Origin of the sequence: Chryseobacterium panacisoli (assembly GCF_008274625.1) — a bacterium.
In the GTDB taxonomy this organism is placed as follows: domain Bacteria; phylum Bacteroidota; class Bacteroidia; order Flavobacteriales; family Weeksellaceae; genus Chryseobacterium; species Chryseobacterium panacisoli.
This window is the reverse complement of the sequence record NZ_VTRU01000003.1, coordinates 121,139-147,206: the sequence shown is the minus strand read 5'-3', so window position 1 is coordinate 147,206 and position 26,068 is coordinate 121,139. Positions and strand designations below refer to the sequence as shown.

Annotated in this window: 23 protein-coding genes; 14 read left to right on the top strand and 9 right to left on the bottom strand. The window is 35.9% G+C overall.

What is annotated here, in order from left to right; all coding sequences use genetic code 11:
- Nucleotides 1-150: 150 nt before the first annotated feature.
- The 5 genes from FW781_RS13790 (at nucleotide 151) to FW781_RS13770 (ending at nucleotide 5,653) form a co-directional block, all read left to right on the top strand.
- Nucleotides 151-2,010, top strand: coding sequence for a glycoside hydrolase family 13 protein (locus FW781_RS13790; protein ID WP_149387953.1), 1,860 nt, complete (start codon nucleotides 151-153; stop codon nucleotides 2,008-2,010).
- Between the two features lie 9 nt (nucleotides 2,011-2,019).
- Entirely contained in the window at nucleotides 2,020-2,538 is a 519-nt protein-coding gene (locus tag FW781_RS13785; protein ID WP_149387952.1) for a nuclear transport factor 2 family protein, read from the top strand.
- Nucleotides 2,538-3,956, top strand: a complete 1,419-nt coding sequence (locus tag FW781_RS13780; protein WP_149387951.1) for an MFS transporter — start codon at nucleotides 2,538-2,540, stop codon at nucleotides 3,954-3,956. The genes FW781_RS13785 and FW781_RS13780 overlap by 1 nt, the downstream gene beginning before the upstream one ends.
- A 378-nt stretch (nucleotides 3,957-4,334) precedes the next feature.
- Entirely contained in the window at nucleotides 4,335-5,063 is a 729-nt protein-coding gene (locus FW781_RS13775; protein ID WP_149387950.1) for a pirin family protein, read from the top strand.
- Nucleotides 5,064-5,101: 38 nt separating this feature from the next.
- Nucleotides 5,102-5,653, top strand: a complete 552-nt coding sequence (locus FW781_RS13770) for an NADPH-dependent FMN reductase (RefSeq protein WP_149387949.1) — start codon at nucleotides 5,102-5,104, stop codon at nucleotides 5,651-5,653.
- 87 nt (nucleotides 5,654-5,740) lie between these two features.
- Here the strand turns inward: FW781_RS13770 and FW781_RS13765 are convergent, their stop codons facing one another.
- Nucleotides 5,741-7,606 (bottom strand): hypothetical protein, encoded by a 1,866-nt coding sequence (locus FW781_RS13765; protein WP_149387948.1) that lies wholly within the window; start codon nucleotides 7,604-7,606, stop codon nucleotides 5,741-5,743.
- Between the two features lie 580 nt (nucleotides 7,607-8,186).
- Between FW781_RS13765 and purM the strand changes: the two genes are divergently transcribed.
- From purM to guaA, 5 genes are all read left to right on the top strand, one after another.
- Nucleotides 8,187-9,179 (top strand): phosphoribosylformylglycinamidine cyclo-ligase, encoded by a 993-nt coding sequence (gene purM, locus FW781_RS13755; RefSeq protein WP_149387947.1) that lies wholly within the window; start codon nucleotides 8,187-8,189, stop codon nucleotides 9,177-9,179.
- Between the two features lie 75 nt (nucleotides 9,180-9,254).
- Entirely contained in the window at nucleotides 9,255-9,821 is a 567-nt protein-coding gene (purN, locus tag FW781_RS13750) for a phosphoribosylglycinamide formyltransferase (RefSeq protein WP_149387946.1), read from the top strand.
- 117 nt (nucleotides 9,822-9,938) lie between these two features.
- Nucleotides 9,939-11,456, top strand: coding sequence for a bifunctional phosphoribosylaminoimidazolecarboxamide formyltransferase/IMP cyclohydrolase (purH, locus tag FW781_RS13745; RefSeq protein ID WP_149387945.1), 1,518 nt, complete (start codon nucleotides 9,939-9,941; stop codon nucleotides 11,454-11,456).
- Between the two features lie 90 nt (nucleotides 11,457-11,546).
- Nucleotides 11,547-12,785: a phosphoribosylamine--glycine ligase gene (gene purD / locus FW781_RS13740; RefSeq protein ID WP_149387944.1), complete on the top strand. Its 1,239-nt coding sequence runs from the start codon at nucleotides 11,547-11,549 to the stop codon at nucleotides 12,783-12,785.
- Between the two features lie 341 nt (nucleotides 12,786-13,126).
- Nucleotides 13,127-14,656, top strand: coding sequence for a glutamine-hydrolyzing GMP synthase (gene guaA, locus FW781_RS13735; RefSeq protein ID WP_149387943.1), 1,530 nt, complete (start codon nucleotides 13,127-13,129; stop codon nucleotides 14,654-14,656).
- Nucleotides 14,657-14,711: 55 nt separating this feature from the next.
- Here guaA and FW781_RS13730 read toward each other — a convergent pair whose 3' ends face one another.
- Nucleotides 14,712-15,014 (bottom strand): hypothetical protein, encoded by a 303-nt coding sequence (locus FW781_RS13730; RefSeq protein ID WP_149387942.1) that lies wholly within the window; start codon nucleotides 15,012-15,014, stop codon nucleotides 14,712-14,714.
- Nucleotides 15,015-15,368: 354 nt separating this feature from the next.
- The gene (locus FW781_RS13725; protein ID WP_149387941.1) at nucleotides 15,369-15,755 is read right to left on the bottom strand and encodes a hypothetical protein; all 387 of its coding nucleotides are present in this window, start codon (nucleotides 15,753-15,755) and stop codon (nucleotides 15,369-15,371) included.
- 89 nt (nucleotides 15,756-15,844) lie between these two features.
- On the opposite strand from FW781_RS13725, the gene FW781_RS13720 reads away from it, so the two are divergent.
- Complete coding sequence (locus tag FW781_RS13720) at nucleotides 15,845-17,353, top strand: carbon-nitrogen hydrolase family protein (RefSeq protein ID WP_149387940.1); 1,509 nt, start codon at nucleotides 15,845-15,847, stop codon at nucleotides 17,351-17,353.
- Nucleotides 17,354-17,415: 62 nt separating this feature from the next.
- Here FW781_RS13720 and FW781_RS22460 read toward each other — a convergent pair whose 3' ends face one another.
- Nucleotides 17,416-17,580, bottom strand: a complete 165-nt coding sequence (locus tag FW781_RS22460; RefSeq protein ID WP_167510741.1) for a hypothetical protein — start codon at nucleotides 17,578-17,580, stop codon at nucleotides 17,416-17,418.
- Between the two features lie 210 nt (nucleotides 17,581-17,790).
- On the opposite strand from FW781_RS22460, the gene FW781_RS13715 reads away from it, so the two are divergent.
- The 3 genes from FW781_RS13715 (at nucleotide 17,791) to FW781_RS13705 (ending at nucleotide 21,581) form a co-directional block, all read left to right on the top strand.
- Nucleotides 17,791-19,437, top strand: a complete 1,647-nt coding sequence (locus FW781_RS13715; protein ID WP_149387939.1) for an ABC1 kinase family protein — start codon at nucleotides 17,791-17,793, stop codon at nucleotides 19,435-19,437.
- 110 nt (nucleotides 19,438-19,547) lie between these two features.
- Entirely contained in the window at nucleotides 19,548-20,057 is a 510-nt protein-coding gene (locus FW781_RS13710) for a hypothetical protein (RefSeq protein ID WP_228720201.1), read from the top strand.
- Nucleotides 20,058-20,228: 171 nt separating this feature from the next.
- Nucleotides 20,229-21,581 (top strand): DEAD/DEAH box helicase, encoded by a 1,353-nt coding sequence (locus tag FW781_RS13705; protein WP_149387938.1) that lies wholly within the window; start codon nucleotides 20,229-20,231, stop codon nucleotides 21,579-21,581.
- A 44-nt stretch (nucleotides 21,582-21,625) separates the two neighbouring features.
- Here FW781_RS13705 and FW781_RS13700 read toward each other — a convergent pair whose 3' ends face one another.
- From FW781_RS13700 to FW781_RS13680, 5 genes are all read right to left on the bottom strand, one after another.
- Nucleotides 21,626-22,591 carry a tetratricopeptide repeat protein gene (locus FW781_RS13700; protein WP_149387937.1) on the bottom strand — a complete coding sequence of 322 codons (966 nt, stop codon included), beginning with the start codon at nucleotides 22,589-22,591 and terminating at the stop codon, nucleotides 21,626-21,628.
- Between the two features lie 10 nt (nucleotides 22,592-22,601).
- Nucleotides 22,602-23,258 carry a GDSL-type esterase/lipase family protein gene (locus tag FW781_RS13695; RefSeq protein ID WP_149387936.1) on the bottom strand — a complete coding sequence of 219 codons (657 nt, stop codon included), beginning with the start codon at nucleotides 23,256-23,258 and terminating at the stop codon, nucleotides 22,602-22,604.
- Nucleotides 23,259-23,323: 65 nt separating this feature from the next.
- Complete coding sequence (locus tag FW781_RS13690; RefSeq protein ID WP_149387935.1) at nucleotides 23,324-23,788, bottom strand: lipocalin-like domain-containing protein; 465 nt, start codon at nucleotides 23,786-23,788, stop codon at nucleotides 23,324-23,326.
- 310 nt (nucleotides 23,789-24,098) lie between these two features.
- Nucleotides 24,099-25,262, bottom strand: coding sequence for an iron-containing alcohol dehydrogenase (locus FW781_RS13685; protein ID WP_149387934.1), 1,164 nt, complete (start codon nucleotides 25,260-25,262; stop codon nucleotides 24,099-24,101).
- A 171-nt stretch (nucleotides 25,263-25,433) separates the two neighbouring features.
- Nucleotides 25,434-26,039, bottom strand: a complete 606-nt coding sequence (locus FW781_RS13680) for a hypothetical protein (RefSeq protein WP_149387933.1) — start codon at nucleotides 26,037-26,039, stop codon at nucleotides 25,434-25,436.
- Nucleotides 26,040-26,068: the final 29 nt, after the last annotated feature.

Here is a 26,068-nt window from a genome sequence, read left to right as displayed (position 1 = left end):
TTTTTTATGAAAAATTTAACTATTTTCTATAAAAGTTAAAAAACGGATGTTGATTTTTGAAAAATTATAAATTATTAGAGTGAAAAAAAGGGGTATTCTATCGTATTTTGAATGTCTATATGAAAATTAAATGCTAAATTGAACATTAATATGAAGACAATATTTGCAGCATTAGCCCTTTCAATAGCTTCTGCCGCCTTTTCTCAAAAAGTGTTGGAAAGAGTAGAGCCGGCTTTCTGGTGGAAAGGAATGAAAAACCCTGAACTTCAGATTCTTGTGTATGGAAAAGACATTGCCCATAACGAGATTGTGCTTTCAGATGGAATACAGATCAAAGATATCCGGAAAGTTGATAATCCGAATTATGTTTTTATTACTGTAAACACTAACGAAATAAACGTTCCGAAGTTTACTATTACAATTAAAAAAGGTAATAAAAATCTAAATTCCTATACATATGAACTGAAGCAAAGGAATCCCGGATCTGCCAGCCGCGAATCGTTTACCTCAAAAGACGTCATGTATCTGATCATGCCGGATCGCTTTGCCAATGGCAATGAAAAAAATGATTCAAGACCGGAGCTTACAGAAAAAGCAGATAGAACTCTGCCTAATGGAAGACATGGCGGAGATCTCAGCGGGGTTATCAATCATCTGGATTATATTCAGAATCTGGGAGCAACAGCAGTCTGGCTGACTCCGGTAAATGAAGACAATGAAAAAGTATATTCCTATCACGGGTATGCCCAGACAGATCTGTATAAAATTGATGCCCGCTACGGAACCAATGAAGACTATAAAACGTTATCTCAGGAGCTGAACAAAAGAAATATGAAACTGGTGATGGACTATGTCACCAATCACTGGGGAGGTTCACACTGGATGATCAAAGATCTTCCTTCTAAAGACTGGATACACTGGTTTGAAGAGGGCGAAAAAGGATTTAAACGTTCCAATTATAAAACGACAACGCAGTTTGATACCAATGCTTCTGACATTGATAAAAAATATGCACTGGACGGATGGTTTGATACTACCATGCCGGACATCAATCAAAAAAATCCACTGGTTCTGAAATATCTGATTCAAAATGCAATCTGGTGGATAGAATATGCAGAATTAGGAGGATTTCGGGTGGATACCTATCCTTATAATGACAAAGAGGCCATGGCAAAATGGGCTAAGGCAATCACAGATGAATATCCAAAATTCAATATCGTTGGAGAAACCTGGCTTTATACGGCAGCACAAATAGCAGCGTGGCAGAAAAATTCTAAAATAGGAGAAATAGAAGGTTATAATTCAAATTTGCCCTCTGTAATGGATTTTATGTTGTTTGAAAATATGCCCAAAGCACTTAAAGAAAAAGAAGGCTGGGATAAAGGCATGATCCGTATTTATGACTCCTTTACGAGCGATTTCCTTTATCCGGACATCAATAATCTCCTGGTTTTCTTTGAAAATCATGATACTGAAAGATGGAACGAAGTTTTTAATGCAAATCCCGACGCTTACAAAATAGGACTTGCTCTGATTTCAACAGTAAGAGGAATTCCACAGATCTATTACGGATCAGAAATAGGAATGAGAGGAGATAAAACAAAAGGAGGTGATGCTGATATCCGGAGAGACTTTCCGGGAGGCTGGAAGTCAGATTCCCAGAATGCCTTCAATCCATCTGCTCAGACTCAGGAGCAAAAAGAATTTTTTCAGTTTACCCAAAAACTATTAAACTGGAGAAAGGGTAAAGATGTGATCCATAATGGGAAAACTAAAAATTTCGTTCCTCAGGACGGTGTTTTTGTCTATTTCCGATATAATGAAAAAGAGCGTGTAATGGTAATCATCAACAATAATGAAAAAGATCAGACGTTAGATCTGAAACGATTTGCTGAATCACTTAATGGATTTAAAAAAGGAAAAGAAGTTATTTCTGGAAAAGAAATTTCATTACAAAACAGCATGAATATTCCTGCAAAAACGCCATTCATCATTGAACTTGAAAAATAATTAATACATATGAAAAAACTAACGACTGCTTATACATTAATCCTCTTTGTACTGGGATTTTCTTTATTAAGTGCACAGTCAAAAACTCCATTTGAGAAAGAAAAATCAGAAATCAGTACGATGCTGGATGCATTCAACGGAGCGGCTGCAACGGCAGATTACACTGGTTATTTTAATTTCTTTGCGGATGAATCTACCTTTATTGGAACAGATGCTACCGAAATATGGAATAAAAAAGAATTCATGATATGGGCAAAACCCTATTTTGACAAAAAGAAAACATGGAATTTTAAAGCTCTTAAAAGAAATATTTATTTCAGTAAAGATGGAAAGCTGGCGTGGTTCGATGAACTATTGGATACCCAGATGAAAATATGCAGAGGTTCCGGAGTGGTAGAAAAAATCAACGGAAGCTGGAAGGTAAAACAATACGTTCTTTCTGTGACAGTTCCTAATGAGGTGGTGGATAAAGTGGTGGTAGAAAAAGCCCCTATTGAAGATGCATTAATCCAAAAACTGAAATCATAATGGCAGAAATGGTAGGGAGGTATAATTCGGGGCCATTTGGAAGAAGAAAAAAGCCAAACTTATCCATGCTCCAGATTATTAATATGAGTATGGGATTCCTTGGAATTCAAATGGCGTTCGGATTACAAAATGGAAATGCAAGCCGTATTCTCGGTAATTTAGGAGCCGATGTTCATGAATTATCCTGGTTCTGGCTCGTTGCTCCCGTTACAGGTTTGATTGTTCAGCCTATTATCGGCCACATGGGAGACAATACATGGAGTCCGTTGGGAAGAAGAAAACCTTATTTCCTGATTGGAGCTGTTTTGTGTGCAATAGGATTGGTTTTACTTCCTAATGCAGCTTCCGTTACCCAGATGTTTGCTGCCAACGCGCTTTTATTAGCAGTAATATTCCTTGCCATGATGGATGCTTCCGTAAATATTGCAATGGAGCCTTTCCGTGCTTTGGTAGGAGATATGCTCCCGAAGCATCAGGGAACAATAGGATTTTCAGTGCAGACCATTCTGATTGGAATCGGAGCTGTATTGGGCTCTTATCTGCCGGATTGGTTAACGAAAATGGGAATTTCCAACGAAGCACCGGCGGGATTTGTGGCAGATAACGTTATTTACTCCTTTTATATAGGGGCAGGATTGCTTATCATCTCAATTTTGTACACCATCATGACAACCAGAGAGTATTCTCCACAGGAATTCGCTGATTTTGAAGATGGGAAGGAAGTGGAAAAGCAGGAATCTAAGTTTTCGGATATTTTCAAAGATTTTGCTGCAATTCCTACACAGATGAAAAAGCTGGGAATCGTTCAGTTCTTTTCATGGTTTGCATTATTTACCATGTGGGTTTTCACAACCAGTGCGCTGGCAACCCATCATTTTGGGCTTTCTCCGGAAGACACCCATTCCAAGGCATTTAATGATGCAGGAGATCTTACCGGAAAACTCTTCGGAATGTATAACCTTTGGGCAATTCCGTTTGCATTTCTATTGACACCCATCGCGAAACTGATCGGTAAAAAGCAGACTCATGCCTTAGCCTTGTTGTGTGGAGGTTTGGGACTTGTTTCAATGTATTTTATTAAAGATGTCAGCAATCTATGGATCTCAATGATAGGTTTAGGTTTCGCCTGGGCTAGTATTTTGGCAATGCCTTACGCGATGCTTATTGAAGTAATTCCACAAAGAAAAATGGGGGTATATATGGGAATATTCAATTTCTTTATTGTCATTCCGCAGATCATCAATGGTTTATTTGGAGGTCCGGTGGTAAGCGGTGTTTTCGGAAAGCAAGCGATGGATTATGTTATGGTAGGAGGTATTTGCATGCTGATAGGAGCTGTAGTAACCATGATTTTTGTCAAATCTGAAGATGAAACCCCTAAGGAAATTGAAGAAGAGATCAAGCAGGTACATTTTTAAAAACTGAAAAAGTTTAAATTCAAAATATTAATAGAAGCGGGCTTTAGCCCGCTTTTCTTTTAAAGTATTCATAAGCTGGCTTTAGCTTATACTAAAGAAGAGAATGTAACAGTCCCACAGATTTTACAAATGACACAGAGGTTGCATTTATTTATCCAATCTATTTTAAATCCTATCCAATTATGAAGTAAATACTCTACAGTTTGAAATTTTATCGCAGATAACATCCCTGCGCCTTAAAACATATAAAAAAAGCATCTTTGCGTAATCCAACCTCCGATATCTTCACCTTTTACCCCATAAACTTCCTTTCTTACCCTACATCAACTTTTAAAATGCCCACATCCCTTACATTTGTACTATAAATAATCACAGAAAATGAAAACAGTATATCATAAAGCAGATTCAAGAGGCCATGCTAACCACGGATGGTTAAATTCTTACCATACATTCAGTTTTGCCAACTATCAAAACAGAGACAGAACAAATTTTGGTGTTTTAAGAGTATTGAACGATGACACCGTTTCTCAGGGAATGGGATTCGGAACACACCCGCACAGAGATATGGAAATTATATCCATTCCTCTGGAAGGAGATCTGGAACATAAAGATTCAATGGGAACTACAGCGGTGATCAAAAAAGGTGAAATCCAGGTGATGAGTGCCGGGACTGGCGTTAAGCACAGTGAATATAATAAAAATAAAGATGAAGAGGTAAAGTTTCTACAGATCTGGGTTTTCCCAAGAGAACTGGATCTTGAACCCAGATATGATCAGAAAAGTATCAAAGAAGGAGAAAAGATCAATGGATTCCAGCAGATTTTATCCCCTGATAAAAATGATGACGGAGTTTGGATTCACCAGGATGCATGGTTTAATTTGGCCAACTTTACAAAAGGAAACGGCAAAAATTATATGCTCAACAAAAAAGGAAACGGAGTCTATGCATTTGTGTTGAAAGGAAGCGCAAAAATAGGAGACCGTGTTCTGAATGAAAGAGACGGATTGGGAATCTGGGATACTCAGAGCTTTAACATCGAAGCGGTGGAAGACACTGAAGTATTATTAATGGAAGTACCAATGGAACTGCCGTCATATCTTAAATAAAAAACTAAATTTGTAATCTTAAAAAATAAATCTCACCTATGAAAATTTTAGCAATAGCAGGAAGCAACTCGGAAGTTTCAATGAACAAGCAGTTGGTTGCCTATGCATCAACATTATTTGAAAATGCAGAAGTAGAAGTAGTAGATCTGAATCCTTTTGAAATGCCAATCTATAAGCATGAAAGAGAATTGGCTGCTGGTGTTCCTCAGGAAGCTCATGACTTTGCTGCCAAAATTGACGGTGCCAATGTATTGTTGGTGGCTTTGGCAGAACACAACGGAACCTATTCTACAGCATTCAAAAATGTGTTCGACTGGGTATCAAGAATCAAAGACAGAACGGTTTGGAATGAAGTACCAATGCTATTGATGTCTACATCTCCGGGAGGTAGAGGGGGAGCAGGAGTTTTAGAAGCTGCATCGAAGCGTTTTCCTTTCCACGGAGGAAATGTAGTGGAAACTTTTTCACTTCCTTTCTTTAATGATAACTTTGATAAAGGAGCTCAGAAAATTTCTAATGAAGATAAAGTCAGTGAGTTAAAAGAAAAAATCAAAAAGATTGCGGCTATTGAAACAATCCTTGAAAAATAGAATTTTGAATTAGTTTTTAGATAAAAAACCACTCATATTTTGAGTGGTTTTTTATTTATTAGCTATTTAATAATAAATTCGAATATATTAATTGTCCATTAGTCCCGCATCTCTTAATTTTTTTAAAAGATCATTAAAATTCAACACTAAAGTTGTTGTATCTAGGGCTATTGAATCCGCTTGGTTTTTCATTTTTTTATTGATCTTATCTACTTTAGTTGGACGAAGACTGCCATCTGTGACAATCCAACTTTCTCTGGTTTCAGAATATAAAATATCACCTGTCATTGCTCCCGTTGTTCTATTTTCTATAGGGTTTTCTGGAGGTGTGGTTGTTATTTTATATCTGCCGTTAGGAAGATTCCTTGATATATAACTTGAAATACTCTCGCCTTTTTCAAAACTTAATATTTCGTTTAATGATATAAATTTAAAGTCAAATTCATTTTGATTTACATTATATTTACCTAATTCAATTTTTACATATTTTGTCTGAGGTGCATATTGTTCAAACTCTAAAATAGCAATTTGGTTTGTGAAGCCTGTTGAACCTTCAACAGATAAAGGAAAACGAAATGCACTGCCTACTATATTTTGAAACTGAGTGTCTACACCTGCTACTGGCTTTGTTATTGTAATTAATTGTTGGTTAGAATCATATAGTTCTATTCTGAAACATCTGGCAATGTTGCTTATTGTGCCAAAGTAATTAGCATTTCCGTTAAGCATAAACAGGTATTTAGAGGTGGCATTTACGGGTATCAATTTAGACTTTATAGTAGTAGATTGATTAGCAATATTCCTATTACCTATTCTTGTGTAATCTTTATTAACTCTATCTATCACAAGTGAAGTTGCAGTACCGAAAACCCATGACCGTACCGATTCTGAATAATCAAAATCTATCAAATAGGGGTCGGGAATTAAATTTGGTCCAAACCTCAGATTCAAGTCTAAATTTCCCATAGGTATATTGACTACTTCCTGATTGGATATTTTCTTTATTTGTGATCCAATTATTTCACAGTCTGCCCCATCGTACATCAACCAATCTATTTGACAGCCAATAATTGTCATATTTTGGACAGGATTTGCAGATAATGTATTTACTAATAAATTAATTCTCCGATAGACCCCACCTTGTAATTGAATATTTTGATTTATTTCTATCGAATTGGGTTCAATATTCAAATACATCCCATTATCAATGATATTTACAGGGTTAACAATTTTGATATTATTACAATTATCTACAATTGAAAAATCGGATTGACCGTTATTACCAAAAACACAACTGTCAACTGTCAGGTCATTTGTGTTTTTTGCATACAATCCCCACGAATTACCATTTGTTTGATTCTTAAAATTAAAAAAACCACACTTTCTCAGATAAATACGCTTTCTGGATTCTGTAGTGGCACGTTGAGAGTCTAGTTCTGTTTCTAAAGAATAAAAGTTGATATTTTCAACATAAGCATCATCCCAGAACTGAACCATTGTAGGAGTACTATTCTTTTTAAGATAAAAATTAACTGTTCCTCTGCCTATGATGTTGATTTTCATTTTATTAACAGCGTATCCGGTTCTGAAGATATTAACTGAATAGTTACCATTGTCAAAAACTAGATCTAAATTATGATCTATAGCATAATTTCTTACCTTGTCAAATAAAGCTTGTTGTGAATTAAAATTATTATAGTTTGGAGTTGTTGAGATTGGAAACAAAGAAAAATCTTTTGAATTGAATTGTTGATTTTCAAAAATAGCAATCCAACTTCCGCTCGTACCATTAATAATACTCCCACCATCATCAATTGCTGTACTAAATGTCCATTTATATATCAAATGTCCTTTATCGCCTGGAATATAGTAGCCTAGTAGTAAAATAGATTCACCTTCAGATTGTCCATTCGTATTTCTTAATTCGGAAATATTGTCAACTGTTTTTAACATATACATATTTTGATAATTTAAGTTATTCAAAAATAAGATTTAGCTTATATAATCAGCTATTTTAATATTTATTTCTTGGTATATCAACTAGAATATAGAGCAGCTTTATTGTTATCAGGTATTTAAAGTTTTTTCTAATGATGGTTTTATGATTCCTAATTTTCATCTTGGATATTTAATTTTCTTTAACGATAACTTTGATAAAGGAGCTTAGAAAGTTTATAATGATAAGAAATTCAGTGAGTTAAAAGAAAGAATCAAAAAGATTGCGGCTATTGAAACAATCCTTGAAAAATAGAATTTGAATATTCATTTAAAATTACTATTTTTGCAAAAAGAAAAGAGATGAAAATTCAGACCTCCTATAAACAATGTTTTTCTCATAAAGGGAAAATTGTGGGCTCTGAAATTCTGAGATAAAATAACGGCCGATAATCTGAAAAGATTGTCGGCTTTTTTGTTTTCTAAAATCAGGTATAAAAGTAATTGAAATATTAAAAGATAAGAAGACACAAGACGTCAGATGCTGGACAAATAATCATCTGAAATCTGAATCCGATATCTAAAAATCTAAGCAGACATGAGCAACACTTACAAATCAGCAGGAGTAGACAAAGAAGAAGGATACAAAACGGTTGACAAGATCAAAAAAGCGGTCGGTGAAACCCACAATTCCAATGTACTGAACCACTTGGGAAGTTTTGGTGCTTTCTATGAAATCGGTGGATACAAAAATCCCGTTCTTGTATCAGGAACAGATGGAGTAGGAACAAAGCTGAAAGTAGCTTTAGATACTAAAAAATATGATTCTATCGGTGTAGATTGTTTCGCAATGTGTGCCAATGATATTCTTTGCCACGGAGCAAAACCTTTATTTTTCCTGGATTATCTGGCTTGCGGAAAGCTTGATTCAGAAATCGCAGCAGAAATTGTTTTAGGAATGGTCGCAGCTTGTAAGGATAACAACTGTGCGCTGATTGGTGGGGAGACTGCTGAAATGCCGGGAATGTACCAGCCTGGAGATTATGATGTTGCCGGATTCTGCGTAGGAATTGTAGAAAAAGATCAGATTATTGACGGTTCTACCATCAAAGCAGGTAACAAAATTATCGCATTACCAAGCTCAGGATTCCACTCAAACGGATTCTCTTTAGTAAGAAAAGTGTTCCCGAACTTTGAAGAAGAATTTGAAGGAAAACCTTTATATGAAACACTTTTGGTTCCTACAAGATTATACTATAAAGATATTCATAAAGTATTGGAAGAAGTAAAAGTAAGCGGAATTGCTCATATTACAGGAGGCGGACTTTACGAAAACGTTCCAAGAATCATTCCTGAAGGACTTTGTGCTTCTATTGACGAATCAAAAATCAGAATTCCTAGTGTGATGCTTGAGCTTGAAAAGAGAGGTGAGGTAGCCCGCGAGGAAATGTACGGAACATTCAATATGGGAGTAGGGATGGTAATCGTAGTAGATGCTGAACATGCTGAAAAAGTATTGCACCTTTTAGATGATGCTTACGAAATCGGAGAAATCACTGAAGGAACAGAAAAGATAGATTTAAAATTTTAAATGACATCAGATTTCAGACTTCAGACATCAGACTTTAAGTCTGTAATCTTAAATCTGACATCTAACATCTGAATAATGAAGAACATCGTTGTACTCGTATCCGGTTCAGGAACCAATCTGCAGAGAATCATTGATACCATTGACGCTGGCGAAATCCAGAATGCAAAAGTATCTTTGGTAGTGGCTGACAGAGAATGTTTCGGGCTGGAAAGAGCAAAGAATCACAATATAGAAAACATACTTATTCCAAGAGGAAAAAATTTCAGCAGTGAATTGGCGAAAGTAATCCCAGAAAATACAGACCTTATTGTATTGGCAGGATTTTTATCCATTTTAAAATCTGAATTTTGTGAAAACTGGAACGGTAAAATAATCAATATTCACCCTGCTTTGCTTCCGAAATTCGGAGGAAAAGGAATGTGGGGAATGAACGTTCACAATGCAGTAATAGAAGCTAAAGAAGTAGAAAGTGGGGCCACTGTACATTTTGTAACGCCGGGCATTGATGAAGGAGAAGCTATTCTTCAGAAATCTTTTGAAGTAACAGCTGAAGATACTCCTGAAACCCTGGCTCAGAAAGTTCACCAGATTGAATATGAAATATTTCCAATAGCGATCAATAAGGTCCTGGGAAATAAATAATGTCAAAAATTTTTGACAGGAAAATAGAAAAATCTAAGTAAAATAAAAGTAAGTTCGGAGGTGAAAGACCCGGACACAGTTTGAAATAGCTGTAAAAAGTAAAAAATTGAAAGTAAAATGAGTAAAAAGAGAGTTTTAATCAGTGTTTCTGACAAAAGTGGATTAATAGAATTCGTGCAGTTTTTGGAGGCTCAGAATTATGAGTTGATCTCTACAGGAGGAACGTTCAAACATTTGAAAGACGCTGGTTTAAATCCTATTCAGATTGATGAGGTAACCAATTTCCCTGAAATGTTGGATGGAAGAGTGAAAACTTTACACCCTAAAGTTCACGGTGGATTGCTGGCGGTTCGTAACAACGAAGAGCACATGAAAACCGTTCAGGAGCATGGAATTGGTCTGATTGATATGGTGATCGTAAACCTTTATCCTTTCTTTGAAAATGTAAATAAAGACATTTCTTTACATGAGAAAGTAGAATTTATTGATATTGGTGGACCTTCAATGCTTCGTTCTGCAGCAAAAAACTTTGATTCTGTTACGGTAATCACTGATGTTGAAGATTATGCAGCCGTGAAAATCGAAATGGAACAAAACGGTGATACATATATCGAAACCCGTAAAAAGCTTGCAGGAAAAGTATTCAACCTTACCTCTGCGTATGATGCAGCGATCTCAAGAATGCTTTTAGATGAAGAATATCCTACGTATTTAAATGCTTCTTATAAAAAAGTTGCTGACTTAAGATACGGAGAAAACCCTCACCAGACGGCAGCTTACTATGTTTCTACCTTCGAAAACGGAGCAATGAAAGACTTTGAGCAGCTTGGAGGTAAAGAACTTTCTTTCAACAATCTTCGCGATATGGACCTTTGCTGGAAAGTAGTCACTGAGTTCAAAGAAGAAATGGCTTGTTGTGCGGTAAAACATTCTACCCCTTGTGGAGTGGCTATCGGAACTTCAGCACTGGAAACATATCAAAAAACATTTGAATGTGATCCCGTTTCTATCTTTGGCGGAATTGTTGCAATGAACTATAAAATTGATGCAGCAACAGCAGAAGAACTGAACAAAACATTCCTTGAGATTGTAATGGCTCCTGAATTCGATGATGAAGCTCTTGAAATTTTAAGAAAAAAGAAAAACCTGAGAATTATCAAAATCGTAAACCCTGTTTCTGACAAACAGACCTGGGTGAAGGTAGATGGTGGTATTCTGGTTCAGGATAATGATACTTATTTTTCTGACGATATCAAAGTAGTTACAGAAGTACAGCCTACAGAAGAGCAGAAAAAAGCTTTACTTTTCTCTCAGAGAGTAGTAAAATATGTGAAGTCAAACGCCATTGTTGTTTCCAACGGAATTCAGGCATTTGGTATCGGAGGTGGACAGGTAAACAGAATCTGGGCGACTCAGCAGGCGATCGAAAGAGCGAAAGAAAAATTCTCCGGGGATCTGGTATTGGCTTCAGATGCATTTTTCCCTTTCCGTGATGTAGTAGATTTCTGCGCTCAGGAAGGTATCAAGGCGATTATTCAGCCAGGTGGAAGTGTAAAAGATCAGGATAGCGTAGAGGCTGCAAATGAGCACGGTATTCCAATGATGTTTACAGGTGTTAGACACTTTTTCCACTAATTAAAATAGAATTAAAAAATAATTAGGGATTGTATTTTTAGCATTCAAAATTATATATTTGTAAAATAAGACTAGATAATAATATAAAGTATGAGAATATTAATCATAGGTGAAGGCGGTAGAGAATCTGCTTTAGCGGCAAAGCTTCAGAATGACTCAAGAATTTCTAAAATGTTTTTTGCCAACGGGAATGCTACTACCGATGTAATAGGGAAAAATGTTCATTTATCGGAAATTAAAGAACTTAGAGATTTCGCAATTAAAGAAAAGATTGATCTTACGATCGTAGGTCCGGAAGCTCCTCTTGTAGCGGGTATTAAGGATGAATTTAAAAAACACGATCTTAAAGTTTTCGGTCCTACTCAGAAAGTTGCAAGCCTTGAAGGAAGTAAGGCTTTCTCTAAGAAATTTATGCAGACCTATGATATCAAAACAGCTAAGGCGGTAGTTTTTGATTCATACAACGATGCTAAAGAATATGTGCAGACACAGCAATATCCTTTGGTAATCAAAGCTAGTGGTTTGGCAGGTGGAAAAGGTGTTGTTATTTGTGACAACCTTGAAGAAGCTGAAGCTACTATCCACGACTTCATGATCAGAAGAATCTATGGAGATGCAGGGATCCGTTTAGTTATTGAAGAATATTTACAAGGTTTTGAAGCGTCTATCATTGCTTTCTCTAATGGAGATAAATTGTTCCCATGTGTAGCGGCAAAAGATTATAAAAAAGCCGGAAACGGAGATACAGGGCCTAATACAGGAGGTATGGGTTCTATAGCACCAAGCCCGGAATTTACTCAGGAGCACTATGCAGATTTTGAGAAAAATATCTTAGAACCCACTATTAAAGGTCTTAAAGCTGAAGGTTTCGGATTTAAGGGAATCATTTTCTTCGGATTGATGGTTACAAAAAACGGAGCTTACCTTCTGGAATACAACATGAGATTCGGAGATCCTGAAACTCAGGTATTGATGGCGCTTATGGAAAACAATCTTTTGGATGTGATCCAGGATTGTATGGAAGGAAAAGACATTGAGCTTAAATTTAAAGACGAAAAAGCAGTTTGTCTTGTAATGTGTTCAGGAGGTTATCCAAGAAACATCGAAACAGGTTTCGAAATTACAGGAGAAGATAAGCTGAAACATAGTAAACTTTTATATGCAGGAGCTATCAGTAAAGGAGACAAAGTGGTTTCCAACGGAGGCAGAGTTCTGAACATTGTAGCCACAGGTGCTACTTTTGAAGATGCCCGCAAAAAGGTTTACGAAGATGCAAGTCATGTACATTTCGATTACGGCTTCTACAGAGACGACATCGGAAAATTTTAATAAAAATCACGAAAAAAGATTTGGAGCCATTCCAAGTCTTTTTTTGTAAAACGTTTGAATAAACAATAGGCTTTAGCAATAAGCCGTGGGTTTTCTAGGTTTTATATTCCATCAATAGGATCGGGCTTTAGCCCGATTGATTATAAAAAAATAGCGATAGAATTGGCTTTAGCCCAAACCTAAATAAATTGCTGAAACAGTTTTTGAGTGAATATTTTGATTAACAGATATGATACAGGCTTTGTCATTCCTTAGGAATCTTAAAAGTATCGTGAAACTCTAATACAATTAAACAATCAAAAGAATCCTCATTATTTATAATTTATAAATCATAATTCAAAATGAACAACGGTATTATTATTTTAGATTTCGGATCCCAGTACAACCAGCTTATCGGAAGAAGAATCCGTGAGATGGGTGTATATTCTGAGATCTTACCTTACAATACACCATTACAAGATATTTTAGCAAAACAGCCAAAAGGAATTATCCTTTCCGGTGGACCAAGCTCTGTAAATGCAGAAAACGCTCACCTGGTTGAAAAAGAATTATACGAACAGGGAGTTCCTGTATTGGGAATCTGCTACGGAATGCAGATGACGGCTCACCTTTTAGGAGGGAAAGTAAATAAAGGAGAAAAAGGAGAATATGGTAAAGCAAACCTTGAGATCGTAAAAGAAAGCTCTTTGTTGAAAGGAGTTACTCAGAACTCTGTAGTTTGGATGAGCCACTTTGACGAAGTAGGAGAATTGCCTGCAGGTTTTGAATTGAATGCAAAATCAGGAGTAATTGCTTCTATCGCTAATGAAGAAAGTAAAATCTACTGTGTTCAGTTCCACCCGGAAGTATCTCATACTGAAGAAGGAGGGAAAATGCTTGAAAATTTCGTTTTCGGAATCTGTAACTCAGAGAAAAACTGGAAACTGACTAACTATATAGAAAAGACAGTTGAGGAAATCCGTGAGAAAGTAGGAGACAACAAAGTGATCCTTGGGCTTTCAGGTGGTGTAGACTCTTCTGTAGCTGCTGTTTTGATCCACAAAGCAATCGGCGATCAGTTGACTTGTATCTTTGTAGATACAGGATTATTGAGAAAGGATGAAGGCAAAAAAGTAATGGATCAGTATGGAGAGCATTTCCATATGAACATTAAAATGGTAGATGCTCAGGAAAGATTCCTTACAAAATTAGCTGGTGTTGACGATCCTGAAGCAAAAAGAAAAATCATTGGAAACGAATTTATTCATGTATTTGATGAAGAATCTCATAAAATTGAAGGGGCTAAATTCTTAGCTCAGGGAACCATTTATCCTGACGTTATTGAAAGCCAGTCTGTAAACGGACCATCTGCAGTAATCAAGTCTCACCACAATGTTGGAGGACTTCCTGAAGATATGGAATTCGAGTTATTAGAGCCGTTAAGAGAGCTTTTCAAGGACGAAGTAAGAAGAGTAGGAGAAGAATTAGGTATTCCTCACCACATGGTATACAGACACCCTTTTCCAGGTCCTGGATTAGGAATCAGAGTATTGGGCGCTGTAGATGCTGAGAAAGTAAGAATCCTTCAGGAGGCAGATGATATCTTCATCGAAGAATTATACAAAAACGACCTTTATGAAAAAGTATCTCAGGCATTTGTAGTACTTCTTCCGGTAAAATCTGTAGGAGTAATGGGAGATGAAAGAACTTACGAATACACTGCTGTAGTTCGTTCTGCCAATACCATCGACTTTATGACGGCAACATGGAGCAGACTTCCTTACGAGTTCTTAGATACTGTTTCCAGCAGAATCATCAACGAAGTAAGAGGAATCAACAGAGTAGCTTACGATATTTCAAGCAAACCACCTGCAACGATTGAGTGGGAATAATCTTTGATTTGAATTAATAATACAAATCCTGCCCGCTTTGGGTGGGATTTTTTTGTTAAAATATAAAATCTGAGAAAATTTTAGAATAATCCTCACTGAAAAAGAACATTCTACTTACTTCATTATACCTTGCAATGACAAACTTAATATTTTCATGAGATTGCTGTTTGATTAGACAGAAATCATCATGAATTTGTTGTGTTAGTTTTTTTACATCTTCACTTCTGGCTATTTCATTTCTGAACCTATATAAACTAATTAAGTTATCTAGTAATAAAGGACGATTAGTAAATGAAATTTCAAAGTTTTTCATTTCAGTATCGTATTCCTGAATTTTTTGATAAAGCAATTCTTCCATAATTTATGATAAAATCCTGTCTTTTCAGGCAGTATTTTCTACTAAAACTGTTTCAATGAAAAAATGATAAGTATAATATTTATCATAATTAATACACAATATATCAGCTTGAATAGTATATGCTTATGGAAAATAAGATAATTTAATAATCCCGATCCTATTAAATAAAAATAAACTAACCTTTTGGTTTCCTGAGGATCTATTTCAGATGCTGAAAACAAGTTTAAATTATGTGAAACATTGACTGATGTGTCTGCATAAAAAATTCTTAAAATAAAGATAATTGAGATACTTATGAGTAAGGTTACTGCGTATGGCTTCACCAGCTAATAAAATATTAATATTATTTTCTTTTTAATTTACGTTGTAAAAATAAAAATCTTCAGCAGAAAAAGCATTCAAATTTTCCATAAAATCAAAATAAGTATTATAAATATCAGGATCTACAGACAGATATGGATTAGATAGAGTATTGACCATAATGTATTCTATATCCTGAAAAGTATGAAGAAGATTTTTTACTTGTAAAGCATATTGACTTTCTATAAAAATCAGAGGATAATTCAAACAGATATATCCGATGGTTTTATTTCCTAAGTGTAGAGCCGTAATTTTTTCTGTATCCATTTCTATATTAATGTCATAATGAAATGAAAGTACCTCCATTACAGAGCTGAAATCAGAATGTTTCCAGTAATTATTTGAATGAACTGCTGTTCGTAAAGTTTCGGTAATATCCACTGTTAAATTTTGTGTAAATAGTTGGAAAGTACTTTTCTATAAGGATTTAAGTAAAATATTTTCACTAAATTTAAGTAAAATTACATCAAATGCAAATAGAAACAAGAAACCTGACTCTTCAGGATTATGATGAACTGGCGGAAACGATGAAAAGGGCCTACCCGCAAATGTCGGAGTCCATTTGGTCCAAAAAAAGTATTGATAAGCTTACAAAAATGTTCCCTAATGGTCAGATTTGTATTACAGTAGACGGTAAACTGGCTGCTGTAGCGCTTTCCATTATTGTCAATTATGAAGAATTTGGAGATGATCATACCTACAGCGATATTACCGGAAATTATACCTTCAATACCCATACTTCCACGGGAAATGTCCTGTACGGAATCGAAGTTTTTGTAGACCCGGAGTTTCGTGAACTGCGTTTGGGAAGAAGACTGTATGATGCCCGAAAAGAATTGTGTGAATTATTAAACCTGAAATCTATTGTTCTGGGCGGTAGAATTCCGAATTATCACAAATACAGCCACGAATTTTCTCCAAGAGAATACATCAGAAAAGTAAGAGATAAAGAGATCTATGATCCGGTATTGTCTTTCCAGCTTTCCAATAACTTTCTTCCGATAAGAATCCTGAAAAAATATCTTCCTGAAGATGAAGCATCAAGAGAAAATGCAGTTCTTTTACAATGGAACAACATCTATTACAGCAGAAAACCAAATACTATGCAGGATAGCATTATCCGCCTTGGATTAGTGCAATGGCAGATGAGGCATTTCAAAGATATAGATGCTTTTTATGAACAGGTGGAGTTTTTCGTGAATGTTATGGGAGATTATAAATCCGATTTTGTTCTTTTCCCTGAACTCTTTAACACACCTCTGCTGGCTCCTTTCAACAATCTTTCCGAAAGAGACAGTATGATAGAACTGGCAAAACTTACTGAAGAAATCAAAAAGAAAATTTCAGAGCTGGCCATCAGCTATAATGTGAATATTATTTCCGGAAGTATGCCTGTTTTTGATCATGATAATAATGATTTGTATAATGTCAGCTATCTTTTGCACCGCGATGGGCGGGTGGACGAATACCGAAAAATTCACATTACCCCAAACGAGAAGAGATACTATGGAATGAAAGGCGGAAATGAAATCAAAGTTTTTGATACCGACTGTGGTAAAATAGGACTTGTGATCTGCTATGACGTTGAATTCCCGGAATTACCAAGAATTCTTGCCGATCAGGGGATGAAGATCCTTTTTGTTCCCTATCTGACGGATACCCAGAATGCCTACATGAGAGTGCGCCACTGTGCTGCAGCAAGAGCCATTGAAAATGAATGTTATGTAGCCATTGCCGGTTGTGTAGGTAATCTTCCGAAGGTAAACAATATGGATATCCAGTTTGGGCAGGCCGCCGTATTTACCCCTTCAGATTTTGCCTTTCCATCCAATGCTGTAAAAGGAGAAGCTACCCCCAATACAGAAATGACTCTGATAGTGGATGTAGACCTGAACTTATTGAAAGATCTTCATCATAACGGCTCTGTTCAGGTGATGAAAGACCGCAGAAGAGACCTCTATGATACCTATCTTAAATAACAAAACAGAATGCATTTGCATTCTGTTTTTATTTTACCTAAAATTTTCTTTGAGTGGACTGGTTACATGTACTGAGGACATACTACAGCAGGGCAGATCAATTTTGGACATCTTGGTCTTCCGTCTGTAGGACAACATTGGTTGGAGCAGTTTCCGATAATGATTCCGCTTCCTGCAATCCCTTTTAATTGCTCTCTTGAAAGTTTGTTGTTACGTAAATTTTTCATGTTCTAATACTTTTGGTTTGTTTTATTTGTACGCTGTAAATATATTAATTTTTATGATATATGATGTTTTTTGTTGTTATTGATGTATTTTATTCTTTAAAACGCTGATTACGTGTTGTTGTTTTTAATTTTCCGTGTTGATGTGATTGTAATAATTCTTTTTATAAAGGAACAATTTTTGGAGTAAATTGCACCTACTATTGATATATTATGTTTGATAAGCAGCAAAGAAAACTGAAAAGATCCGCAAGACTGATTTCCGTATTGAGTAAATATGGATTCAAAGATATGCTGGCAAGGATGAATGGAGGAAATAAGCAGGAAGACACTTCCGGTTCAGACGAGATTATTTCAAAAGGAACCGTTTATGAAAGAATAAGACTGGCTCTTGAAGAACTGGGACCTACTTTTGTAAAATTGGGCCAGACATTCAGTAACAGGGAAGACTTATTGCCGCCGGAATTGATTCAGGAGCTTCAGAAACTTCAGGATAAGGTGGAGACCATAGATATGGATGTAGAGGAAGCGCTGGAAAGTGAGTTTAATATCTCCGTGAAAGATTATTTCCGTGAGATACAGAAAGAACCTTTGGCGACGGCCTCTATTGCCCAGGTTTATAAAGCTGTTTTAAATGATGGAAGCCCGGTAATTTTAAAATTAAGAAAACCCGATGTACAGTCAGTCATTGAAGATGATTTGCTTTTAATTAAAGATATTGAAAAGCTGATATCCGCCTATTCGGAAATAGGAGAAAAACTCAATCTGAAACAGGCTATTTCCACTTTTGAAAAATCTTTACTGGAAGAAGTTTCCCTGACTAACGAAAGGAACAATATACTACAGTTCCGTCTGAACTTTAAGAACAATAAAGAAACATATGTTCCTAAAGTCTACGAAGAATTTTCCAACAACAATATTCTTTGTATGGAGTTCATAGACGGGATAAAGGTTACAGACAAATCAGTGCTTCTGGCAAATGGTATTGACCCTGTAAAAGTTTCCGAAGCAGGATTAAGGCTGTTTGTATCACAGATCCTGGATTATGGATTCTTCCATGCAGATCCTCATGCCGGCAATATTTTAGTGAAAAAAGACGGTAAAATAGTCTTCATAGACTTCGGAGCAGTAGGGAAAATTCAGCCTAATGATAAAGAAATTCTTGAAAATCTTATCGTAAGTTTTGTAGCCAAAAACTCCCATAAAATTGTCCGGTCACTCAAAAAAATGGCCATAAGCTACGAAATACCGGATGAAAGACGGTTTGAAAATGATGTAGAAGATATCTTAAATTTTGTTCACAGCTCATCATTGCAGGATATTAATGTACAGGTGATCATCAACAAGATGAAGGATATTTTAAAGGATAACAGGCTTTATATGCCGGATTATTTCTATCTTCTATTCAAAGGGATCAGCTTAATAGAAGGCGTCGGAAGGAGTATTAATCCTGATCTGGATATCGTTAAAAGTCTTCATCCTTACACGAAAAAGATTTTCACCAAAAAAATAAATCCTAAGAACCTTTTAAAAACAGGAATGGACAGGATGATGAATTTCACGGATAATGTGGATGAAATTCCGAAAGAGCTCCGTTCTGTTCTTCAAAAGCTGGATGAAAATAAATTTACGGTTTCCAGTGAGATCAAAAATATAGACAAAACCAACCAGCTGATCAAATCCAGTGTGGTCAATTTGATTCTGGCCATGATCTTAGGGGCAAATATCATTGCAACAGCCATCGTTTTTAGTTCAGAATCAGGTCCGAGAATAGGAGAACTGTCTTTAGTAGCGGTGTTGGGTTTTGTTTTTTCAGTCATTTTAGTTTTAATACTTTTGCTGAGAGTGACAAGAAAGTAAAAACAGAACTTAAAAATAAAAATTATAAATCTCGCACGGCACCCCAAATCATGAATCCCATACCCCGAACCTCGAACCTCGAATCTCAAATCTAAAAACCCAAACCCACCATGAAAACACTTATCATAACAGCGATCACCTTATTAAGCTCATATTGTATGGCCCAGGAAGCCAATACAGAGAATATTCAGGGAGATTTTGACGGAAACGGAACCAAAGAATATGTCTATACAAAAGTGAGTGACTGTGGTGACGAATGTGAAGGAAAGTGCGAAACAACGATTTACTTCAGTGATAAAAATATTAAGCCTATAACGATTTCACCAGCCAATCAGGGAAGTCTGTATAATCTGGGAGATCTTAATGGAGACGGGAAAGAGGAGATAGGTTTTTATCCGAACTGGTGTACCAGCTGCTGGCATCCGTTTTATGTATATACTTTAAGTAAAACAGGCTGGAAACCATTATTGCCATCTATTTCAACGCATTGCAATCAGTGGGAAGAAGATAAATTCCCCATTAAAAAAGATCCGAAAAGGAAAGGATATGTTATTGTTACCTCCAGCAAATGGGAAGACGACGATATAAAAATCAAAGTCAATAGTATAAAAGTAAATTAAAGAGTTAATTTGTTGCTGGTTGCTAGTTAATCAGTTATTTTCCGGATAACTAGAGTTTTTTGTTTTTTTGTCTTCAGGAAAATTGACAATTCTCTTGCGAAGCAAAATTCACTATTGACCAATTCCTTACCTCTAATTTTTAACTTCTAATTAAATACCTATCTTTGCAAAATGGAAAAACTCACTTTTGCAGATTTTGACCTGCCGGTTAAAATTCTTGATGTTTTAGCGGATTTGGAATTATTTGAACCTACGCCTATTCAGGAGAAGAGCTTGAAACCTATACTTTCAGGAAGAGATGTAATGGGAATTGCGCAGACTGGAACTGGAAAAACATTAGCTTATCTTTTACCCGTTCTGAAAACATGGAAATACAGCAAGACAGGAAATCCAACTGTTTTGGTGCTTGTTCCTACAAGAGAATTGGTGGTACAGGTAACTGAAATCCTTGAGAAACTGACAGAAAATATTACTGCAAGAGTAATCGGAATATACGGAGGAAAAAATATCAATACTCAAAAACTATTGTTCAATGATGGTTGTGATATTTTGGTAGGAACTCCAGGAAGAGTGATGGACCTTTCCATAGACAACGCTATCTCTCTTAAAGAAGTTCAGAAATTAGTCATTGATGAATTTGATGAGATGCTTAATTTAGGTTTCAGACCGCAGCTTACTCATATTTTTGAAATGATGAAGGCAAAGCGACAAAACATCCTTTTCTCTGCAACCATGACGGAGGCGGTAGATGAAATGCTGGATGTATATTTTGCAAGCCCGATTGAAATTTCATTGGCAAAATCCGGAACACCGCTTGAAAAAATTGAACAGACTGCCTATAAAGTAGAAAACTTCAATACTAAGATCAATTTACTTGAGTATTTGCTGAAGAACGATACAGATATGTCTAAGGTCTTGATTTTTAATAATAATAAAAGACATGCCGATCTGCTTTTCACTAAAATTGATGAGCTTTTCCCTGGACAGTTTGACGTGATTCACTCTAATAAATCTCAGAACTACAGACTTAAGGCTATGAAAAGCTTTGAAAATGAGGAGGTGAGAGGTTTGATTACTACAGATGTAATGGCAAGAGGTCTTGATATTTCCAATGTTACACATGTTATCAACTTTGAAACGCCGGATATTCCTGAGCAGTACATTCACAGAATCGGTAGAACAGGTAGAGCAGACAAAGAAGGAAAAGCGGTTACTTTTGTAACTAAAAAAGAAGAACCTTTGATTCTTGATATTGAGCTGTTGATGGATAAAGAATTGAAATTTAATGATTTCCCGGAAGAAGTTAAAATCAATCCTAAAAAGATTGCTGATGAAGAAGATCAGGTTATTATGAAAAATCCTGCACAGGTAAAACTGAATGATGGAGGAGGAGCATTCCATGAGAAGAAAGCTAAAAATACAAAAGAAAACTGGGGTGGCCCTTCCAAAAGAAAAGTACCTAAGAAATTTGGAGCTAACAGAGCCCAGCAGAAAGCAATATCGAAATCAAAAAGAAAGAAATAAATAAAATAGAAAACGATTCCTGATACAGGAATCGTTTTCTATTTTTAATCGAATTGAATATTGTTGTTTTTTAAAATTTCTTTAAACTTATCTGTTTTGCCTTCTTCTTTCATACTCTTGTAAATATATCCTATCATTTTTTCAGCATCCGATCGGTAAGGCGACTTTTGCTCGGAATAAATCCTGTAGGCTTTACAGATATTATCCAGACCTTTCTCATTATTCTTCATATGGGTAAAGTAGACCTGTCCCATTCCATAATAAACTTCCGGATCACCGGGATATACTTTATCAAAATCGTTATAGGCATCAATAGCTTTCTGATATTCCTTTTTATAAACATATGTTATTGCTATATTCTGTAAAGGCATTTTACCTTTCGGATCAGCAGCCAATGACTGTTTATAAGCATTAAGAGCCTTATCATATTCCCCGATTCTTCTATAGGAAATTCCCAGATTATCCCAGGCATAAATGAATTTTGGATCAATCTTTACCGCCTGTTCATAATTTTGAATAGCTTCCTTCCAGTTTTCAGCTTTTCCCGCATCAACGGCTTTTTCATAAAAGTCAACGGCTGCATCATTTTTTGAGAACTTGTCATAACTGGTTTCAGTAGTTTTGGTAGCCCTTTGCACACTTTCGCAGTTTTGCATCAGATAACGTTCAAGCTCATTATAGCTGTCTCTGTACTGCGGTGAATTTTTATTGGGATCAAAAGTCAGGTTAATCTGCTTTTTTCCGTTTACTTTAGGTGCATTTTCAGATTGTTTTTCTGCTCCTTTCAAAAGAGTAGATATTTGGAGTGCTCCGGTGTATTTGTCAATGCATTCATGAACATCTTTTATGATATCTTCCTTCTTCCTGTTTGACAAATGAATAGAATCAGCACATTTACAGGCGTTTTCTGAAAGTTCCTGAAGGACTGTTTTTTCATTGGGTTTCTCCTGAGAAAATGAAAGAGAATACAATAAAATGAAAAATAAAATGGTTATTGGTTTTTTTATCATGGGTTGTAGTTTATTTCAGGTAAGGAGTGATCACTTTAGTCCAGATTTTATATCCTTCCGGTTTAAAATGAAGCATATCTTCCACAAAAATATCTTTCCTTACATTTCCATTAGCATCTTCCATTGCTTTAGTCACATCAATGAATTCAGCATTGGGTTCTTTTTTCATAAATGCAGCGATCTTCTTGTTGGCAATTTTCATCTGTGGCCAGATCACTTCTCTGCTTGGAGAGTACTTGATAGAGATATAATCAACTTCAATATTAGGAAATCTTTCACGTATTTTTTTATAAAAAGCTTTGTATCTGTTAACCACTACTTTTGCTTTTAGCTGATGGTTGTCTGCAAAATCGTTTTCACCACAGTAAATAATGATCTGTTTAGGCTGATAAGGAGCTAAAAGATCCTCCGCAAAATCATTAAGGTCTGTAAGCCTCGACCCTCCAAATCCTCTGTTGATGATTTTTTTATCAGGAAAATAATCTGCTATATCAGTCCACTTTGTAAATGACGAGCTTCCCAGAAATAGAATGGCATCCTTTGGCGGCGGGTTTTGCTGATCCTGTTTTTTGAATTCCTGAATGTCCTGCCAGAACATTGGTTTTTTTTCCTGAGAAAAGGCAATAGTAAAGCACAGCAATAGAAATGCTGATAGAATCTTCTTCATTATATTCAGTTTTAAATTAGATATAAAAGTAATAAAAAACTCCCGATTAGCGGGAGTTTTATGATTTATCTTTTGTAAGTAACGTAAGGGATATCAGGAATTTTATCTCCATCCATATCAAAAATTCCGGATTGCTGAGCAAGTTTAAGATCTTTACCCGTCAAAACATCAATTCTGTACGTGATAGGTGATTCTTCTTCACCCAACTTAATTCCTATAACCTTTGAATCTGCATCATAAGTATATCTTCCTTCGGTTTTTGGAGATGCAGTACAGTCAGCACCTTCTCCTGTATAGGCTGTATAGCTCACATAATAGTCTGTTCTTAAGAAAAGAGTATTTTTGGCTGCACATCCAGTTAATGTCTCAGTATAAAGCACTGTTTTATTATCTTTTCCGGAAATTACTTCCCTTTTAACTTCCTTCCAATCTCCCTTCATGATATCCATATCGTAAGCTTCAAGATTGTCATCTTTACAAGAAGTAAGTGCCAAGGCAGAAAAGGCAAATAAAAGTAGCTGTTTTTTCATTTTCACAAAATTTAAGAATATGCTAAAATATAAATAAATTTGAAATATCTATAATGAAATAATGATTTTTTAAACGAATGTTTGTAAATTGAATAATTTTGAGAGAGAAATCAGTATTTTCAAGCGTACAAAGCCATTAAAAGAATAAGAAATTGATTGAAAGAGCCTGTAACAAACTCATTAATATCATATGAAATCAAAAGAAGCGGGCTAAAACCCGCTTCCCGTATAATTATTTGCCACTCTGGCTTCAGTTAAAACTTAAAAGGCTCAGTAAACTTTAAACCTTAAATTTTAAAATTTTGAACTTCTAATAGCTCATCTCTACAATTTTATAAGCATCCTGCGGAGTCAGTTTTTTATACTCTCCAAGACCCAGCCAGTTTCTGTCTGTAAAGGCTTTTTCAACCTTTTCAGCTGTTCCTTTAAAGTCTTCTGTATATTCAGAAAGTTTGGTTTTGATGTGAAGGCTGTGGAAGAATTCTTCCATTTTTTTGATTCCCAGTTCTGCTTTTTCTTCTACACTTCCGTCTTTTATTCCCCAGACTCTCTCTGCATATTGTGCCAGTTTTCCTTTTTTATCATCAAAATTGTAACGGTAGTGGGATGGAGCAATAATTGCCAGTGTTCTTGCATGATCAATACCGAAATAAGCAGTCAGCTCGTGCCCCATTGCGTGTACTGCCCAGTCTGTGATCACTCCTTTCTGGATCAGTCCGTTTAGTGCCATTGTACAGCACCACATAAAGTTTCCGGCAGCATCATAGTTGAAATCATCAGCCAATACTTTTGGAGCCGTTTCCTGAAGGCTGATCAGAATGCTTTCTGCAATTCTTTCCTGAAGATCAGCAGAAGAAGGAGCCGTCATGTATTGTTCCAGCACGTGAGTATAAGCATCTGTAATTCCATTCACAATTTGGTTTTTTGGAATAGATCTGATCACTTCCGGATCCAATACAGAAAACTGTGGGAAAAGCCCAGGGCCTCCGGAAGATAATTTTTCATTGGTTTCTCTTCTTGAAATAACATAGCCTGAATTCATTTCTGAACCGGTTGCAGGCAGTGTTAAAATACTTCCGAACGGCATTCCTTCTCCCTCAAAAGTTCTTACCGAATTTCTAAGGATATCCCATGGCTCACCAGCATAATGAGCTGCTGCAGAAATAAACTTCGTTCCGTCAATCACAGATCCGCCGCCAACAGCAAGAAGGTAAGTGATATTTTTTTCTTTAATAAAGCTTAAAGCATTGATTAAGACTTCGTATTCAGGATTGGCAGGAACCCCGCCAAATTCATATACTTCATGATCTTTTAAAGCCTCTTTTACCTGATCGTAAACACCATTGTTTTTGATGCTCCCGCCACCGTAAATCATTAATATTCTGGCGTCTTTAGGAATTTCTTTTGAAATTTTAGCGATTTCACCTTTCCCGAAAAGTATTTTTGTTGGATTTTTAAACTCGAAATTAAGCATTATTCTAAATTTATTTTACCCAAATTTACGGAATGGAAAAGGAAAATTGAGTTAACGAAATTTTAAAATTGCTATTATTATATTTTATGAAAGCTATGGCTACTAATGGTTCTGGAACTATTGATAATATTCCTTTTTATATTCCTTGCGCCTTGGTACTTTTCAACTAAGTTATAATGGGCTGCAGTTTTCATCTTTTGCATAGATTCCATTGCTCTTTGCTTCCAACTTTCCATTTTTTCTGTTGATCTTCACAAAAAAAGACTCTTTTACAGCCGGACAGCCCTTAGACTGCATAAGATACATAGAAATATGACGGTCTTCAATTTTATAAGCTCCGGTAAAACGGGTGCTGGTATCAACCGAATAACCATAGGTCTTTGCCATCAAAATAGCTTCAGGAAGATTATCCACGGTTCCGATAAAATCTCTTAACTGCTGTTCACTGGAAAAATAAACTGATCTTTCATTTTTGCATGCAAGAATGTATGAAAAGCAGTTGTTGCCTATACATTTCTGGAAAAAACCTCTTTCAGGAAAAGGTTCGTTGATGGTCATAAAGTCAGGAGCCTGGCTTTCATAGATCACTGCTTTTTCATAATCAGTGTCATTGCTGAGCACCCGCCAGTAGGCATAGTCTTTATCAGGAACAATAAAAGGATAGAGATAATCTACCGTATCAAGGATATCTGGAATTTTTTTATAATCATCAGAAACCTTGATCTGGCCAAAAAACAGATTGGGAAGAATCAGGGAAAAAGCGATGATAATTTTCATAGAGAAAGTGTTTTTCTGGGCAAATGTAA